This is a genomic window from Polynucleobacter sp. JS-JIR-II-b4 (genome assembly GCF_018687815.1).
GTDB lineage: Bacteria > Pseudomonadota > Gammaproteobacteria > Burkholderiales > Burkholderiaceae > Polynucleobacter.
On sequence record NZ_CP061306.1, the window covers coordinates 1,195,497 to 1,211,859 of the forward strand.

18 protein-coding genes and 1 tRNA gene are annotated in these 16,363 nt (G+C 45.4%); 4 read left to right on the top strand and 15 right to left on the bottom strand.

Translation table 11 applies throughout. The features are described from left to right. Positions 1–6: 6 nt before the first annotated feature. From ICV90_RS06060 to ICV90_RS06090, 7 genes are all read right to left on the bottom strand, one after another. Positions 7–456 (bottom strand): (2Fe-2S)-binding protein, encoded by a 450-nt coding sequence (locus tag ICV90_RS06060; protein WP_215357060.1) that lies wholly within the window; start codon positions 454–456, stop codon positions 7–9. Positions 457–578: 122 nt separating this feature from the next. After that, positions 579–1,724, bottom strand: coding sequence for a M20 family metallopeptidase (locus tag ICV90_RS06065; RefSeq protein WP_215357062.1), 1,146 nt, complete (start codon positions 1,722–1,724; stop codon positions 579–581). 6 nt (positions 1,725–1,730) lie between these two features. Continuing rightward, the gene (locus ICV90_RS06070; RefSeq protein ID WP_215357064.1) at positions 1,731–2,438 is read right to left on the bottom strand and encodes an ABC transporter ATP-binding protein; all 708 of its coding nucleotides are present in this window, start codon (positions 2,436–2,438) and stop codon (positions 1,731–1,733) included. Positions 2,439–2,440: 2 nt separating this feature from the next. After that, entirely contained in the window at positions 2,441–3,235 is a 795-nt protein-coding gene (locus tag ICV90_RS06075; protein WP_215357066.1) for an ABC transporter ATP-binding protein, read from the bottom strand. After that, on the bottom strand, positions 3,232–4,374 hold the full coding sequence (locus ICV90_RS06080) for a branched-chain amino acid ABC transporter permease (protein WP_215357068.1): 1,143 nt from the start codon (positions 4,372–4,374) through the stop codon (positions 3,232–3,234). The genes ICV90_RS06075 and ICV90_RS06080 overlap by 4 nt, the downstream gene beginning before the upstream one ends. Positions 4,375–4,376: 2 nt before the next feature. Then, on the bottom strand, positions 4,377–5,309 hold the full coding sequence (locus ICV90_RS06085) for a branched-chain amino acid ABC transporter permease (protein ID WP_215357070.1): 933 nt from the start codon (positions 5,307–5,309) through the stop codon (positions 4,377–4,379). A 31-nt stretch (positions 5,310–5,340) separates the two neighbouring features. Then, the gene (locus tag ICV90_RS06090; RefSeq protein ID WP_215357072.1) at positions 5,341–6,492 is read right to left on the bottom strand and encodes a branched-chain amino acid ABC transporter substrate-binding protein; all 1,152 of its coding nucleotides are present in this window, start codon (positions 6,490–6,492) and stop codon (positions 5,341–5,343) included. Positions 6,493–6,709: 217 nt separating this feature from the next. On the opposite strand from ICV90_RS06090, the gene ICV90_RS06095 reads away from it, so the two are divergent. Then, positions 6,710–7,057, top strand: a complete 348-nt coding sequence (locus tag ICV90_RS06095; protein ID WP_215357074.1) for a CidA/LrgA family protein — start codon at positions 6,710–6,712, stop codon at positions 7,055–7,057. Further along, on the top strand, positions 7,050–7,778 hold the full coding sequence (locus tag ICV90_RS06100; RefSeq protein ID WP_215357076.1) for an LrgB family protein: 729 nt from the start codon (positions 7,050–7,052) through the stop codon (positions 7,776–7,778). The genes ICV90_RS06095 and ICV90_RS06100 overlap by 8 nt, the downstream gene beginning before the upstream one ends. A gap of 15 nt (positions 7,779–7,793) precedes the next feature. Here ICV90_RS06100 and ICV90_RS06105 read toward each other — a convergent pair whose 3' ends face one another. From ICV90_RS06105 to ICV90_RS06115, 3 genes are all read right to left on the bottom strand, one after another. Then, complete coding sequence (locus tag ICV90_RS06105) at positions 7,794–8,108, bottom strand: HigA family addiction module antitoxin (protein WP_215357078.1); 315 nt, start codon at positions 8,106–8,108, stop codon at positions 7,794–7,796. Between the two features lie 8 nt (positions 8,109–8,116). Then, positions 8,117–8,395 (bottom strand): type II toxin-antitoxin system RelE/ParE family toxin, encoded by a 279-nt coding sequence (locus ICV90_RS06110; protein ID WP_215357080.1) that lies wholly within the window; start codon positions 8,393–8,395, stop codon positions 8,117–8,119. A 63-nt stretch (positions 8,396–8,458) separates the two neighbouring features. After that, the gene (locus tag ICV90_RS06115) at positions 8,459–9,799 is read right to left on the bottom strand and encodes an aspartate aminotransferase family protein (protein ID WP_215360404.1); all 1,341 of its coding nucleotides are present in this window, start codon (positions 9,797–9,799) and stop codon (positions 8,459–8,461) included. Positions 9,800–9,888: 89 nt separating this feature from the next. Between ICV90_RS06115 and ICV90_RS06120 the strand changes: the two genes are divergently transcribed. Together ICV90_RS06120 and ICV90_RS06125 are read left to right on the top strand one after the other, a co-directional pair. Continuing rightward, positions 9,889–10,869, top strand: coding sequence for a tripartite tricarboxylate transporter substrate binding protein (locus tag ICV90_RS06120; protein ID WP_215357082.1), 981 nt, complete (start codon positions 9,889–9,891; stop codon positions 10,867–10,869). Between the two features lie 22 nt (positions 10,870–10,891). Beyond that, on the top strand, positions 10,892–12,478 hold the full coding sequence (locus tag ICV90_RS06125; protein ID WP_215357084.1) for a gamma-glutamyltransferase family protein: 1,587 nt from the start codon (positions 10,892–10,894) through the stop codon (positions 12,476–12,478). On the opposite strand, the gene ICV90_RS10340 is transcribed toward ICV90_RS06125, so the two are convergent. The 5 genes from ICV90_RS10340 to ICV90_RS06150 all read right to left on the bottom strand — a co-directional run bounded on the left by ICV90_RS10340 (position 12,475) and on the right by ICV90_RS06150 (position 16,361). Continuing rightward, complete coding sequence (locus ICV90_RS10340; protein WP_215357086.1) at positions 12,475–13,809, bottom strand: ATP-dependent RecD-like DNA helicase; 1,335 nt, start codon at positions 13,807–13,809, stop codon at positions 12,475–12,477. The two genes, ICV90_RS06125 and ICV90_RS10340, sit on opposite strands and share 4 nt — an antisense overlap. A 3-nt stretch (positions 13,810–13,812) precedes the next feature. Then, positions 13,813–14,598 (bottom strand): SUMF1/EgtB/PvdO family nonheme iron enzyme, encoded by a 786-nt coding sequence (locus ICV90_RS06135; protein ID WP_215357088.1) that lies wholly within the window; start codon positions 14,596–14,598, stop codon positions 13,813–13,815. Between the two features lie 187 nt (positions 14,599–14,785). Next, positions 14,786–14,861 (bottom strand) — tRNA-His (locus ICV90_RS06140). A gap of 66 nt (positions 14,862–14,927) precedes the next feature. Next, positions 14,928–16,010 (bottom strand): tRNA dihydrouridine(20/20a) synthase DusA, encoded by a 1,083-nt coding sequence (gene dusA, locus ICV90_RS06145; RefSeq protein ID WP_215357097.1) that lies wholly within the window; start codon positions 16,008–16,010, stop codon positions 14,928–14,930. An 87-nt stretch (positions 16,011–16,097) separates the two neighbouring features. Beyond that, on the bottom strand, positions 16,098–16,361 hold the full coding sequence (locus ICV90_RS06150) for a hypothetical protein (RefSeq protein WP_215357099.1): 264 nt from the start codon (positions 16,359–16,361) through the stop codon (positions 16,098–16,100). Positions 16,362–16,363: the final 2 nt, after the last annotated feature.

The window sequence follows — 16,363 nt, forward strand, 5'->3', positions numbered from 1 at the left end:
TTCCCCTTAAGCCTTGCTAGCTGCATGAATCGCTGCACGCACTTGCTGGAATGTGCCGCAGCGGCAGATATTAGTAATGGACTCGTCGATTTGTGCATCAGTAGGCTTTGGATTGTTTCTTAACAAAGCGGTGGTTGCCATCACCATGCCGGACTGACAGTAACCACACTGAGGCACTTGATTGTCGACCCACGCTTTTTGAACTTTAGAAAGCTGACCACTCTTCTCTAAACTTTCAATAGTCTCGATTTTTTTTCCTTCAGCTGCAGCTACTGGAATAGAGCAGCTACGAATGGCCTGACCCTCAAACAACACTGTGCACGCACCGCATTGACCAACTCCACATCCATACTTAGTGCCGGTTAAACCGACCTGTTCGCGGATTACCCAAAGCAATGGGGTTTCTGGATCAACGTCCACCTTGTATTTTTTACCATTGACATTCAATTCAGCCATGAGTGCTCTCCTAAAAATTCTTTTTATGGTGTCAGGGGCAACTTCATTACCCCCACTTATCGTGTGCTTATCTTAACTAAGAATTAATATATTGCAATGCAACATTTATTGGGGGCGAAGAACTAGTGAGCCTGCCAATCAAGAATTAGCTCAGAAAATAACTGAGTCGCGTCTGTAATTTTGTCGACGTAACAAAATTCGTCAGTTTGATGAGCCATTTCTGGCTGGCCTGGCCCCAGAATCACGGTGGGTGGATTGCCAATTGCGGGCTTTAATGCTGATGCATCGGTAAAGTAAGACACCGTCTTTTCGACCGGACGAACCCCATTAATCTTTTCACAAAAATCAAATACGCTTGCCATCCAGGGATCTGTAGCGGGCGTGAACACCCCTTCAATATCAATAATGGTGTCCAGGCGAACCGTAGGGCCCAGCGCTTTACATAGGCAGCCATAAATATGTTGATGGCTTTGCCCTGCAACCGTACGAATATCCAGCGTCATTTCCGCCGCATCAGGAACTGAGTTGATATTGATGCCTGATTTGGCAGTACCCACATTAAGAGTGCCTTGACCCATCAACTCATGGACAGGAGTATCAAAAGCAAATTTTTCTAAAGTTAATGCGGCCTTAGCCAACTTATAAAACGCGTTGTCGCCACGCTCAGGCATCGAGCCATGAGCGGTAACGCCATCAGTAGAGGCTTTCAACCAGTAGGCCCCCTTGTGACCTAGCAAAGGTTCATTGGCGGTAGGTTCAGCCACAATAAAGCATCCAGCAGGACCCAGAAAATCCAATATTTCCTGGTTAGCTGCCAAATGAAATGCGCCCTCGCAGCCCGTCTCTTCTCCTGCGGTAATGATCATGCTCACGCCAGCGCCTTGCTTTGCGGAGTCAGCCATTTTCATAGCTGCAACAACAAAAGCAGCGACGCCACTCTTCATATCACTAGAGCCGCGCCCATATAGCTTGCCATCTTCAATAATGCCGGCAAAGGGTTCATATTTCCAAGTGCGAGCACCCAAAGGAACAACGTCTACATGCCCAGTAAAGCAGATACTAGGCTTTTGATCGGAACAGGCGCCAATTTTGGCAACTAAACTCATTCGATGTGGGGCAAATTCAATCTTGCGACATTCATAGCCTACAGACTCTAAGAGTTTCGCTAGATATTCACAGACTTGATCTTCATTGCCCGGGGGATTAATCGTATTAAAACGAATCAGCTCTTGAGTTAATGCAATTGGATCAGGAATGTTGGTTGTCATCTGTATTTATCCAAAATAAGCTGCTTGTACTTCCGCATTCTCAGCCAATGCTGTGGCGCTTCCCTCAGCCACCACTTGGCCTTTGGTAATGACATATCCACGATGGGCGATTGCCAAGGTTTGACGAACATTCTGCTCAACCAATAAGACAGTGGTACCCATTTGATTGATTTCTTTAATGATCTTAAAGTTTTCTTTTACAAACAAAGGTGACAGGCCCAGTGAAGGCTCATCAAATATCAGCAACTCAGGCGAACTCATGAGGCTGCGACTAATCGCCAGCATCGCCTGTTCACCACCGGACATAGTCCCCGCTAACTGATTAGAGCGCTCGGCAAGGCGCGGAAATAAATGCTTTACATGCTCACGACGCTCTTCAATCACTTTTTTATCAGTTACCAGATAAGCTCCAGCAGATAGATTTTCATCCACCGTCATACGCGGAAACACGCGACGTCCTTCTGGAACACATGCAATTCCTGCTTCAATAATGCGATGTGTTGGCAAATGGGCAATATCTACGCCATTAAAAATGATTTTTCCACGATTAGCCGGGGTCAATCCTAGGACGGATCGAATTAAGGTAGATTTACCGGCGCCATTGGCACCAAGAATGCAGGTAATTTCACCCTTCTCGACTTTGATGGAGACGTCTTCCAAAACATCAATGCGATCGTATGCGGTATAGATGTGTTCAATCTCTAATAAGGCCATGATTATTCCTGCCCCAAATAAGCGACTTGTACTTCGGGATTGTTCACGATCTCATCGTAAGTGCCCTCAGCAATTTTCTTGCCATAGTTCAGAACAATGCAACGCTCAGTCATTCTTTGAATCAAACCCATTTCATGCTCAATCAAAATAATAGTGAATGGCTTAATCTTGCTACGTACCTGCAAAATGTCATCCATTACTTCAGCGGTCTCATCGTGAGTCATGCCGGCTGAAGGCTCATCTAGAAGAAGTAAATCAGGTTGACTAATCAAGGCTCTGCAGATTTCAATGCGGCGGCGATCAATCATTGGCAAGCTTGCCACTGGCTCAAATATTTTGTCAGCTAACTTAGGATTAAATGTAAGGAGCAGCTGCCTTACCTGCTCAACCAAGCCTTCGTATTCTTGCTTAAATTTCTCTCTTTGAAACAAATTAAAGAAAAGCCCAGTATTTAATCGACGGTTATCTCCAATCGCGATGTTATCGAAGACCGTTAGAGGCAAAGACAAACGCGAGCGTTGAAACGTACGAGTAATTGCATGCAGATACACTTGCTGAGCAGCAGCATCAGTTAAATCCTCACCACGAAATAAAACACTGCCTGAGCTGGCCCGATACAAACCGGTAATGACGTTAAAGAAAGTGGTCTTGCCTGAACCATTTGGACCTAGCAATCCCAATACTTCGCCCTCATTCACATGAAGGTCCAACGAATCTAATGCTGTTACACCACCAAAACGCATGGTGAGTTTTTCTGCGACTAGGATTTGCTTCTTGGATGATGTCAATGAACTCATTTTTGACCTCCCGCTTTGTTGCCCGGGAAATACTCTCGAATCCGCCTTGGCAACAAACCATCAGGACGGAATAGCAAGATCAAGATCACCACAATGGCATAGAGCAAGAAACGATATTCCTGAATGAATTGAAGCTTCTCAGGAAGAATCACCACAATGGCTGCTGCAGGAATGATTCCCCATGGGTTGCCAATACCACCCAAAATCACAATTGATACCAATATCAAGGAGTCAGCAAAGGTAAAGTTATTTGGGGCAACATAGGCCGTCATCATTCCGTAGAGTGCTCCTGCCATACCAGCAATGAAGTTGCCTAATGTGAATGCCACTACCTTCCAGTGCGCAATATTCACACCAAAAGTAGAGGCTGCAATTTCATCGGTACGGACCATATCCATACTCAATCCAATCCATGAGCGCTCTAAATTGCGGGTGATTCTAAAACTAGCAATTAGCAGAACTAATGCGATCAGGAGGTATGGGATGTAGAAAGACAATTCAAAACCACCTATGTCCAAACCATCCGATAAATTCCAGCCAAAAATAGTGAGCGGAGGAATCTTTAACCCCTGCGGACCACCCAAGGTGTCATTCACCTCCAAGAAGTTGCGGAACAAGATACCGAAAGCGATGGTGACTAAAGCCGCATAGTGCCCACGTGTTCTCAACACTGGGTAGATCAATATGGAACCAATCAGGGCAGAGATACCTGCGGCTATAAATAGAACCAGCAAATGCGGGATCGCGGTGTGGGTCGACAATATTGCAGCGGTATAACTGCCGATACCAAAGAAAGCGGCACCTGCAAAGTTCACGATGCCGACATAACCAAATTGAATGTTTAAACCAAGGCAAACAATGGAATAGATCAGCACTGTAGCGAGCATCAAGAGTGCAAAGTGTGAATTATGGAACACCAGCATGGTTATGAGCACACCTGCAATCGAGGCGTAAGCGGGAAACTGAGGATGTTCTCTCACGGCATTTGCTAGCTTATCCATCAACCCTAATTTTTTACCAACCAAACTGGTTACAAACGCGAGGATTACAAGAGCGCCAACTTCTAACTGGTTTTCAGAGCCCAACAATAGAATGCAATAGACCAGGCAGGCAATGAAGGCAGATATTAATAACTTCATACTTAAACTCGCTCGCTGGATTTTTCAGAAATCAAGCCTGTAGGCTTCAATCCCATGATGATGATGATTACCGCAAAGGCAAAGACGTCTTTGTATGCACTAGGAACACTGGGCAATATGGCTGGCAGCAAAACAGCGCCAATCGTTTGGAGTCCTGCAAATAAGAACCCTCCAACAATCGCACCATAGAAATTTCCCAAGCCGCCTACTACCGCAGCAGAGAAGCCAATCACACCTAGTAATAAACCCATGCTGAAATTGACTTCGTTGTAATACAGGCCGTTCATCAAGCCAGCTAGCGCAGCCAAGGCCGAACCCAACATGAATGTAATCAAGACAATTCGATGGAAGTTAATGCCCATAATGCGTGCTGTCTCGCTATCTTGTGCAACCGCACGAATAGCTAAGCCAATCTTGCTTTTGGTGATCAGGCGTTGAACCGCAACAATGATTAAGACTCCAGTAATGAGCAGGATGAGACTATCAGCGCGCAAAGTAAATTCGCCAAGAGCAATGCCATCAACAGGCAGTAACTTTGGAAAAGGTTTGGGATTGGATCCATTTGGATAAAACAAACGGACCAATTCACGCAGTGCAAGACCCAACATCAAGGTTACCAATAAGGTATTGATTGGGGGCGCTTTCTGCAAAGGCAGGATGAGGTAGCGAGCAATGACTGCACCAAGAAAGGCTGCAACAGCCAGACTTACTACTATTAATACTAAAAGCTGTAGCCAAGGAGAAGTAAAAGTCTCGGCTATACCAATATAGGCGGTGAGGCCAGCAAAGGCCCCCACCATGAGGATGTCACCGTGAGAAAACTTAATGACATCCAAAACACCGAAGTAGAGGGTAAATCCAACTGCCACGATTGCATAAATTACACCCAACATCAAACCATTGAGCAAGTACTGCAAAAAAATATCAAATGACATGCAAAAATACCCTCTTCTACTACGATTTCAATTACTGCCCTAACTTACGCTGCTTCTTAGCATAGAGACTGTCTTCCCAGAGAACCCATTTGCCATCTTGCGCAACATACTTAGAGATCAAGGGAACAATGTTTTGGCGATGATCATCAAAACTGACCTTCCCAATAATCGTTTCTACGTTTTGGGTGTTATTTAAAAGATCCATGACTTTCTTGCGATTAGGCCCTGCCTTTTCAATTGCAGCCATGATCAGATTAGTCGCGGTATAGGCAAAAGGACCATAGGCTTCAGGCGCATCTGGATACTTTTGTTGTGAATACTTGGCAATGAACTCAAGTCCACCTGGGAGTTTTTCCCATGGCGCACCCTCGATGAAAGACAAAGAGCCTTCAGACAATTTACCCAAGCCCTCGATGTATGCATCAGACTTAATTCCAGAAGTTCCTTCAAATACCGCCTTGATACCCAAGCGATCCATTTGTGTGCGGATACGAATACCGATTGGTGTGAGGCCGCCAAAGTAAACCACTTCAGGGTTCAACTGCTTGATTTTGGTTAATTCGGCTGTGAAGTCTTGCTGATCAGCGGTGACACCAAAGGTGCCCAAGATCTGGCCGCCATTTTTAGTCAGGAACTGAGAAAAATACTTATTGTGACCTTTGCCGTAATCGGTAGTGTCATGAATGATGACCCACTTCTTATAGCCTAAGCCAGTTAAGAATTTAGCTGCTACTTCATTTTGATTAATCATCGTACCGTTTACACGATGAATCTCTTTATAGTCATTGCCATAAGTGATTTCAGGAAGAACGGCACCCCACACCATCACTGGCAATCCAAACTTGTGATAAACATCGACAGTACTCATTGCGACTGCTGAACAGTAATGGGTTACACCTGCGATGATGGAACTATCTGACGCAATTTTGGTAGCGACTTGAACGCCTACGTTTGGCTTGCACTCATCATCTGCAGTAACCAATTCATACTTATATTTAGCATTCGGGTCTTGATTTTTGAGGCGAACTGCTAGATCAGCAGAGTTACGACCACCAATACCATTTGCAGAAACACCTCCGGTCAATGGCCCAATGTAGGCAATCTTGACCGTATCTTTAGCCGATACAGAAAAAGAAAGGCTGGAACACAAAGCAAGAAGCAAGCCAGATACGAGTGACTTCATGTTGAATCTCCTATTTATTAATATGAACTGCTATTTTCAGACCAGTGTAGCAAGGTTTTGTATACAAGATATTGACTGGAATCCTCAGGGCATCCCTGAATAACTCAAATCTAACTTAGAAAGTCATGGTGAAGCTTTAGAAAACCCCTCCTTTGGTGCCTCTGGCACTGGGATGGCTATCTGGGCACTCTATTCACGCAGGCGGTAAGATAGCTACATGATTTTTGGCCTTGTACAAATCCTTCTCTTTCAAAGCCTGGGTGAACTCGTTTCTAAGTTCCTTTTGCCGACGCTCCCTGGACCGGTCATTGGATTGGTTCTCTTGGTGCTGTGGCTGGTTTTGCGCAAAGGGATTAATTCCGACTTAGCCATGGTGGGCGATGGCTTTAGTCAGTACCTCGGACTTCTCTTTGTTCCAGCCGCTGTTGGCGTGGTGCTTTTCTTACCCCAGCTCAAAGCAAATGCATGGGCCATTATTAGCGCCCTCATTGGTAGCGTCATCCTCACTATTGCCTCTAGCGCGTTAGTCGCCCGTTTATTGAGCAGGAAAGAATCTCATGAGTGAAAAGCACTCTATCGTCGAGATTTGGGTTTACTTATCGGGTAGCCCGCTTTTTGCCTTATTTATTACGCTAGCAGCCTATCAAATTGGGCTCAGCATTTATAAAGCCAGTCATCAGAATCCATTGGCCAATCCAGTAGCAATTGCCATTTTGATTGTGGCAAGCACGATTCAATTTATTGAAATGCCCTACTCAACCTATTTTGAGGGAGCTCAGTTTATTCACTTTTTATTAGGTTCCGCGACAGTTTCTTTAGCTATCCCCATCTACAGAGGATTAAATAGCCTTAAAGGGAGATCACTCCCTTTAATTGCTTCGCTATGCACGGGTGGATTGGTATCAATCATTAGTGCGGTAGGTATTGCTACTGTACTTGGGGCAGACTCCAGCATCACTGGTGCCATGTATCCCAAATCTGTTACCGCACCAATTGCGATGGGTATTGCAGAACGTATTGGCGTCTCACCAACTCTAACAGCCATCTTTGCCGTGAGTACCGGAATACTAGGGGCTATTTTGGCACCCTTTGTATTGAACGCATTGGGTATGAAAGCGTGGTGGCAAAGAGGTTTTGCTATTGGTATTGGCGCTCATGGCATCGGCACATCACGTGCATTTAGCATTCATCCTGAAGCAGGAACATACGCTAGTCTAGCGATGGGCATGAATGGCGTTGTCAGTGCAGTAGCAATACCCGTGATTTACCACTTATTTAATCGCTAATTGAGTCGCCAATAATTAGGCAGCCAGTAAATCCGGTATTTGTATGTGCTTCACTTTAGGTTTAATAGTCTTTCTAGCTTTCCACAAATCATAAGCAGACTGTTGGGCCAACCAAATACTTGCACTGCCACCATTTTCAACGCCTAACCATGCCTCAATTCTCAATGCCATCTCAGGCGAAATTCCAGCTTTAGCATTTAATACTCGAGATAAAGCAGCTCTAGTCACACCAAGCTGATCAGCTGCGGCTGTAACAGTAATCCCTAGGGCAGGAAGAATATCATCACGCAAGGTGAGTCCTGGATGCGGGGGGTTGTGCATTTTTCTCATTTTTATCATCAATGGTAGTCCTGATAATTTACCAACACTACGTCTTCACCTTCAAACCTAAAAGTAATTCTCCAGTTTCCACTAACTGAAATTGAAAAGTGGCCAACCAGTTTTCCACCTAAGGAATGTAATCGCCAGCCAGGAATATTCACATCCTCCCAATTACGGGCCTCATTCAATCTGGATAATTGTCTTGAAAGACGAGGAGCATGAGAACTTTGAATGCCAGCACGGCTTCCAGTTTCAAAAAATAACTGCAATCCTTTATGCCTAAACGATTTAATCATACCATATTGTATAGCGTAGCTATACAATAATTCAAGCCAATTAAAAGCCTAATATTTACGCGGTTAATTAACCTTCATCGCCTCATCAATAGCATCACCTAAAACGCTACACAGAAATTCCACTTCTTCAGGCTTGGATATAAATGGGGGGCCTACGGCAATAGCGTCACCAGCCACCCTTACTAATGCACCTCTTTCGATACAGGCCTCGAGCACCTTCATTGAGCGCAAACCTGGCTTTCCTGGCACAGGATCAAGCTCAATAGCGCCAGATAAACCAAAGTTACGAATATCCAAAATGCCAGACTTACCCTTTAGGGCATGAAGTCCATTTTCTAAAACAGGTTCTAGTGCTCGAGCCCGATTGACCAAATCATCAGACTCAAAAATATCAAGCACTGCATGGCCTGCAGCCGCAGGTATCGGATGACCTGAGTAGGTATAGCCATGGAAAAATTCAATCACTTGCTCTTGCCCACCATTCGAAATAATATTGTCGTAAATATCTCCACGCACAATCACGCCACCCATTGGAATCACGCCATTCGTAATCCCTTTTGCAAACGTAATCATGTCGGGTGTTACACCAAAACGATCGGCACCGAAGTTTGCGCCTAAGCGACCAAAGCCGGTAATCACCTCATCAAAGATCAGCAAAATACCGTGCTTAGTACAGATCTCACGAATCTTTTGTAAATAGCCATCGGGTGGAACTATGACTCCGGTCGATCCCTGCACAGGCTCCATGATGACAGCGGCAATCGTATTGGCATCATGAAGAGCAACAATCTTTTCTAACTCTTCTGCCAAATGCGCCCCCCACTTTGGTTGCCCTTTTGAGAAAGCCATCTGTGAGAGATTTAATGTATGAGGCAAATGATCCACACCGGGCATCATCATGCTGGCAAACATTTTGCGATTGGCGACCATACCACCCACCGATATTCCAGCGATACCAACGCCGTGATAAGCGCGATCTCGTCCAATTAGTCGAATACGGGATGCATTGCCCATTACTCGGTGGTAACCAATGGCGATCTTCAATGCAGTATCAACCGCCTCAGAACCAGAGTTGGTAAAAAATACCTTATCCAATCCCTCCGGCGCCATCTTCGCAATTCGACTAGCCAAGCTAAAAGTTGTCTCACTGGCCATCTGAAATGCAGGGCAATAATCCATCGTTTCAAACTGCTTTTGAATCGCTGCACCAATACGTGGATCAGCATGCCCCAATGGAGAGCACCACAGCCCAGATAAACCATCAAATAGCTTACGACCCTGATCATCAAAGTAGTAAGCTCCCTTTGCTGACTGCATGATCTTCGGATGGTGCTGAAAGTAGCGGTTAGGTGTGAATGGCAGCCAATAAGCTGACATATCAATTCCGCCGCTTGTTTTGTTCATTGTTGTCATGCGTCTCTCTATTTGATCTTTTTAAAACTAGATTCTGAATTTCCAATACTATATTACTCATCTCACTATCGGATCATTAAATGCACTATTTCAAATCTCTCATCCTTGGCTCATTAGGACTGTTGACTTTAAGTAACTTGGCTCTTGCCGCCTCCGATACAGATTGGCCTAAAAAACCGATTGTTGCGATTGTGTCCTTTCCTGCAGGCGGATCTACTGATATTTTTGCGCGTAGTGTGACCGCGCCTTTAGCTGAAGCATTGGGTCAATCCATCGTTGTCGAAAATAAACCTGGCGCTGGTGGAATGATTGGCTTACAAGCCGCTGCTAAAGCCGCCCCTGATGGCTACACCATCAACATTAGTGCGCTGACAAATCAATCGATTTCTTCAGCCCTATTTAAAAATCCTCCGGCTGACTTACAGAAAGATTTTGTTCCAGTTGCATTAATTGGAACAATTCCGCATTTAATTGTGGTGAACCCAAGTGTTCCAGCAAAAAATCTTCCTGAACTCATTGCATTCATCAAGTCTAAAAAGGGTGACTTTAATTACGCATCCCAAGGTAATGGCAGCCTCTCCCACTTGGAATCCACTTTGTTTATGCAGCGTATTGGAGCAACGGGAACGCATATCCCTTATAAGGGCAGCAGCTTTGCTTTGCCTGATTTGATTGCAGGCAATACTCTCATGATGTTTGATAGCGTGACCGCTTCATTGCCCCATATTCAGAGTGGCAAGCTACGTCCGATTGCTATCGCCGCAGCAGAACGCTCTCCTTTAATGCCCAATGTTCCCACTCTCGGACAAGATGGCATGAAGCAGTTTGATGTAGAAAACTTTTATGCGGTTTACGTTCCTAAAGGAACTTCTCCAGTAATCATTTCAAAATTAGAAAAAGAAATTCGTAAGATTCTCACGAATCCCGATTTCAAAGCACGTATGGCAGCCCAAGGTATTCACCCTCAGTTTGCAAACTCTGAAAAGTTATCTGAAATTACTGCAAGCGAAGCTAGTAAATGGGAGAAGGTAGTAAAGTCAGCGAATGTTAAAGTTGATTAAGTCGTTAAATAGATAAGTCCTTATGTTGATATCCCCTCCTTTTGGTAGTCGCGCCCCTGTTCTGGCTAAAAATACGGTTGCGAGTTCTCAACCACTGGCCACTCAGGCAGGCATTGAAGCTCTACAGAGTGGCGGCAACGCAGTAGATGCAGCACTTGCAACTGCAATCACGCTCACCGTTGTTGAACCTACGATGAATGGCATAGGTGGAGATGGCTTTGCAATTCTTTGGGATGGTAAGAAGATACATGGCTTAAATGCTTCTGGTCGCGCTCCTTCAGCTTGGAAGCCAGAGTATTTTGCCGGCAAAGAAGGTATGGATTTAATTGGTTGGAATACAGTCACTGTCCCTGGCATGGTTGCCGGCTGGATCGAACTTTCCAGAAAATTTGGCAAGCTGCCCTTTGCGCAATTGTTTAAACGAGCTATCGACTATGCGGAAAATGGTTTTCCGGTTTCACCTGTTATCGCTCGTCAATGGCGTGAAGCCATTCCAATCCTGAAGAACCAACCTGGTTTTGTAGAGTCATTTTTAATTGATGGCAAGGCACCTCAAGCGGGACAAATCTGGAAATATCCTGCGCAAGCTAAGACTCTAAGAGAAATTGCTGCCACGGAAGGCGATTCTTTTTATAAAGGTCCACTTGCACAGAGTATGGTGGACTTTGCTCGGGCTACTGGTGGTTGTTTCACCATGCAAGACTTTGCTGATAACCAGCCAGAATGGGTTGAGCCTTTAGCCTTCGATTATGGTGATTACACTCTCCATGAAATTCCGCCAAATGGATCTGGTATTGCCGCTCAAATTGCCTTAGGTATTTTGCAGGCAGCCAATGTGAAGCAATACCCCGCTAACTCAGCGCAACGTATTCATTTACAAATTGAAGCTATGCGGATGGCGTTTGCTGATGTTTATGCCTACGTTTCCGATGCACGCTCTATGCAAATGCCAGTGAGCTCTCTTTTAAATAGAGATTACTTGGCCAGTCGCGCAGCCATGATTGATCACAACAAGGCTGGTAGCTATGGTCCAGGAGATCCACATTCAGGCGGCACTGTTTACTTATGCGCCGCCGATGAATCCGGCATGATGATTTCTTATATTCAATCTAACTTCAAAGGCTTTGGTTCTGGTGTAGTCGCCCCAGGCGGCATTGCTTTTCATAATCGTGGCATGAGCTTTAGATTAGAAGCTGGGCACCCCAATCAAGTTGCTCCGGGTAAGCGCCCTTTCCACACCATTCTTCCCGCCTTCCTCACCAAGGATGGCAAACCTACTATGGCATTTGGTGTGATGGGCGGCAATATGCAGCCGCAGGGTCATATTCAATTCGTGATGCGCTTTGTGGATGAATACCTCAATCCACAAGCCTGTTCTGATGCGCCCCGTTGGCGTATCGATGATGTAGGCAAACTCACTGTGGAAGCGGCGATGCCCCAGGGTGTGGTTGATGGATTGAAAGCAATCGGACATGAGGTTGCCGTACAACCAGCAAACAGCTTGGACTTTGGCAGTGCGCAAGCAATTGCCACGCTCTCAGAAGATGCCGATTCTGCTTATATTGCTGGCAGCGATCACCGTAGAGATGGATTAGCGGCCGGGTTTTAATTATTTGAATTGGGCAAGCAATTCAGATAGAAACGCTTGATCTCTTGATCGCAGCTCACATCTCTGGGCTCAATCGGCCTCTGTAGAGAAATGCCTTCAATTGTTTTACAACGGCTTAGGGCAACATAAACCTGTCCCGAGGCAAATGCACCTGACGATAGGTCAACCTTAACTTTATCGAGGGTTTTGCCCTGGCTCTTATGAATCGTTACGGCCCAAGCCAGCATGAGCGGTATCTGAACATAAGTGCCGATGATGCTTGGGGAGATCTTTCCTGACATCATGTCGTGATCATAGCGATAAGATTCCCACTGATGGCCTGTGACTTCAACAGTATTTGAATACGGCCCGTTTTGCACCATCACCTTCACCTTATCTGGCAGTAACTCACGCACTACGCCAATAGTGCCATTGACCCAGCGCTTAGGAAATCCTGGATCCGTTGCAGTAAACATCACTTTGGCACCCACCTTAAGCACTAAATTATTGGGTGATGGCAAGTTGCGCTCATCAATATTAAATTTTCCAGTAGATGTACCTGCGTAGACTTTGCCCTCAACGGTAATTGCGCGCAAGCCAGCGCCATTAATTTGATCTGCTCGTGCATTTGTAGTGGTAAGGGTAATGGTCTGCTCATCCATCTCAGCATCTTTGCGATAGCACTGTGCATTAAGAGTATCGAGAACTTCATCAACATCATGGTTAATGCGAATGCGATTTAATAAGCCTGCGAAGTACTCATCCTTTTGACGGAAGATCTTAGAGAGCTCAACCATTGTGACGTCTTTGCGATGTAAGGCCATGGCACAAAAGAAATAAGGCCCCTCGTAACCACGCTCCGATAGGACTTGCATATCAGATCCAGAAACTACTGGTGGTAGCTGAAATAAATCTCCTACAAACATTACCTGAATGCCACCAAAGGGTTTACCTTTTTGCGGACCGTTCTCGCGCAGAAATAAATCCATTGCATCTATGAGATCTGCACGCACCATCGAGATCTCATCAATGATGAGTAATCGGATATCTTTATAAAGACGTTTATCGCGCAGCGGCTTGATATCTTCCTCAGGAAAAATGAGCCGCGGAGGTAATCTAAAGAAAGAATGAATTGTCACCCCTTTAACCTGGAGCGCGGCAACTCCTGTTGGGGCGACTACTACGACGTTACCGGGTATGGTTTCTCGTAAGAAGCCGATTAGAGTCGTTTTGCCGGTGCCAGCTTTACCGCTAACGAAGATGTAAGGATCGTGACGCTCAATAGCCTCAATTACCGCTTGGTAATCAGGGGTGATTTCAATTTCAGAAGAATCTACTGCGGAATTAGTCATTCCCTATTGTTTCACGGCATCGGCTACACAACGAAATCCGATATAAACCACGGCAATATCACTAGGCTTGGATTCCACATCGCCTTCCTGCTGTCTATCGGGACCATACCACCATGATGCTCCACGATTAATGTAGCCGCCATTACGCTCTGTAGCAGTCCACTCCCAAACGTTACCACCCATGTCATACATGCCATTAACGCCAGGTTTAGTTGAGCCAGTGATTACGTGCCCAGTACCTCGGTTCAGAGTGCCGGCCGGTGCAAGGCCTTTGTAGTCACCACAACCACTTAGACAATGAGATGCCGCAGGAGTGCTGCCACCTGGGTATGGGTAACGCTGACCCTTGATATATCCAGTCGGCGGATTGCCTCTTTGCTCCAAGAATGCGGCGCTCGTCCATTCTGTATCTGTTGGCAAACGTTTACCGTAATAGCGACAAATAGATTCAGCCTCTTTATGGTTTAGATGAACTGCAGGCTCAGCATTTTTTGCTAGTACACCGTATGGCGCCTTCCAAGTCCACCCTGGCTTTTGAACAAAGCCGGACTCATAAGACAATCCGCCCCCCATCTTTTCAGCAGCACTTACAAACTCCGTAGATGACGCATACATCTTCACATCAGCAATATTCATCTCGGTTTGATCCCAAATCAAATTTCCAATCTGTACCGTAGGAATAGTTGAAATAGAAGCGCCTTGACTTAGGGTAGATCTGAGCATGAAATACGATGCCACAAAACTAAGCAAGACACCAAAGATAATTGGAAAGACATCAAATTTTTTCATATGCAGTAAAGATTTTTTAAGCACACAATAATGCGAAAACTATACTTAGGTCAGATTTTGATAATGGCACTAAATTATCAAAAGTTTTGCTGTCAGGGGCAAAAGGATGATCCATAAAAGTCGCGATTGGTAAGCAGGATTGAAAAGTAAATAGCCCCTATTTCAGGGGCTATTTACTCGAATACTATGGGGCGAACGACGGGGCTCGAACCCGCGACAACCAGAATCACAATCTGGGACTCTACCAACTGAGCTACGTCCGCCACTGAAGAGTCCAAATTATAGCTTTTCAGCTAAAAACCTGTCAAAAACACAGTATTTCCAGGTTCTTAGGCTGTTTCGAACTCAAAAGCGGCCCAATCTCCAAGGCACAGACTAGCATCGATAAAGAAATCCAATATGGCTGCCTTACTCTGAACCTTGGCTAAAGCATGGTGATCTGAGAGACGCTGGCGCCAATATCGCGACCCTGCCCTGCCATGAGCTAAGCCCAAAATATGCCGTGTAAATGCGCCAATATAAAAAAGTTTTCCTTTGGCTTGACATTCATCAAACCAAGCCTGAACTTGCCTCACTAGGGCAATCTGAATGCGGTGCCACTCAGTTTCACTAAAGAGATAGCCGGCAGCATCACCATCGGTATTGATCATGTCATCCCAACCTAGAAGCAATGCAGGAAAATGATATGCCGCCCTTCCCACCATGAAGCCATCAAAATCATTCCAATGGCCAGCGATTTGCTCATTGGTTTCCAGGCCGCCATTGAGCAGTACTTTGAGATTCGGAAATTGCTTTTGCGCATCCAATCTAAGCTGGGCAGCAACTTCATAACGCAATGGTGGCTTACTGCGATTCTCTTTAGGCGATAAACCTTTTAATACGGCATTGCGCGCATGAATAGTGACTTGACTTGTACCTGCATCAGCCACTGCCAGAATGAAGTTCAATGCAAATTGATAATCGGCTTCAGAATTTGCTGCATCCATCGTATCTAAACCCAAGCGATGCTTGACAGAGATTGGGATATCGACTGCACTCTTCATCGAGCGCACACAGTCTGCAACTAAATTAGGCTCGGCCATTAAACAAGCGCCAAAGGCTCCGCGTTGAACGCGCTCCGATGGGCAACCACAATTGAGGTCTATCTCATCGTAGCCCCACTGTTGTGCCAATTCAGCAGACCTTGCCAAATCAGTTGGCTCCGATCCTCCAAGCTGAAGAACAACAGGATGTTGCTCTTGTGAATAATCTAAATGGCGTGGGACATCACCATGCATCAGCGCACCAGTAGTCACCATCTCGGTATAGAGAACGGCCTCCTTGGTAAGCGTGCGATGAAAAGAACGGCAATGGCGGTCTGTCCATTCCATCATGGGAGCGACTGCTAACCGTTTCTTTGGGGTATTCGTCATGAACTTCAATTAAATTGCGAGTGATCGCTATTTTAAATGCATTAGGGCAACCTAAGTTGCCCTTGCAGTAAAACAAATAATTCTTGATTAACGCAATTTTTCGAGCCTAGCTTCTAACTCCACCGCAAGATCCAAAGCCCCCATATAGCCAGACTTTAGATGATTCGGTAAATCGGGGTCGCCCACCATTGCACCTAGAGTTTCCACTAAGCTGAAAATAATTCCTTTAGCAGCGCCAGGTGCAATCGTATTGTTTTCCACAGCTTCATCAATATGATTTACTGCATCTAAAAAATAGTCATGCCCTGGAAGGCCATCAGACCCTAAGGGTTCTTGAGTTTCATTCTTCATTT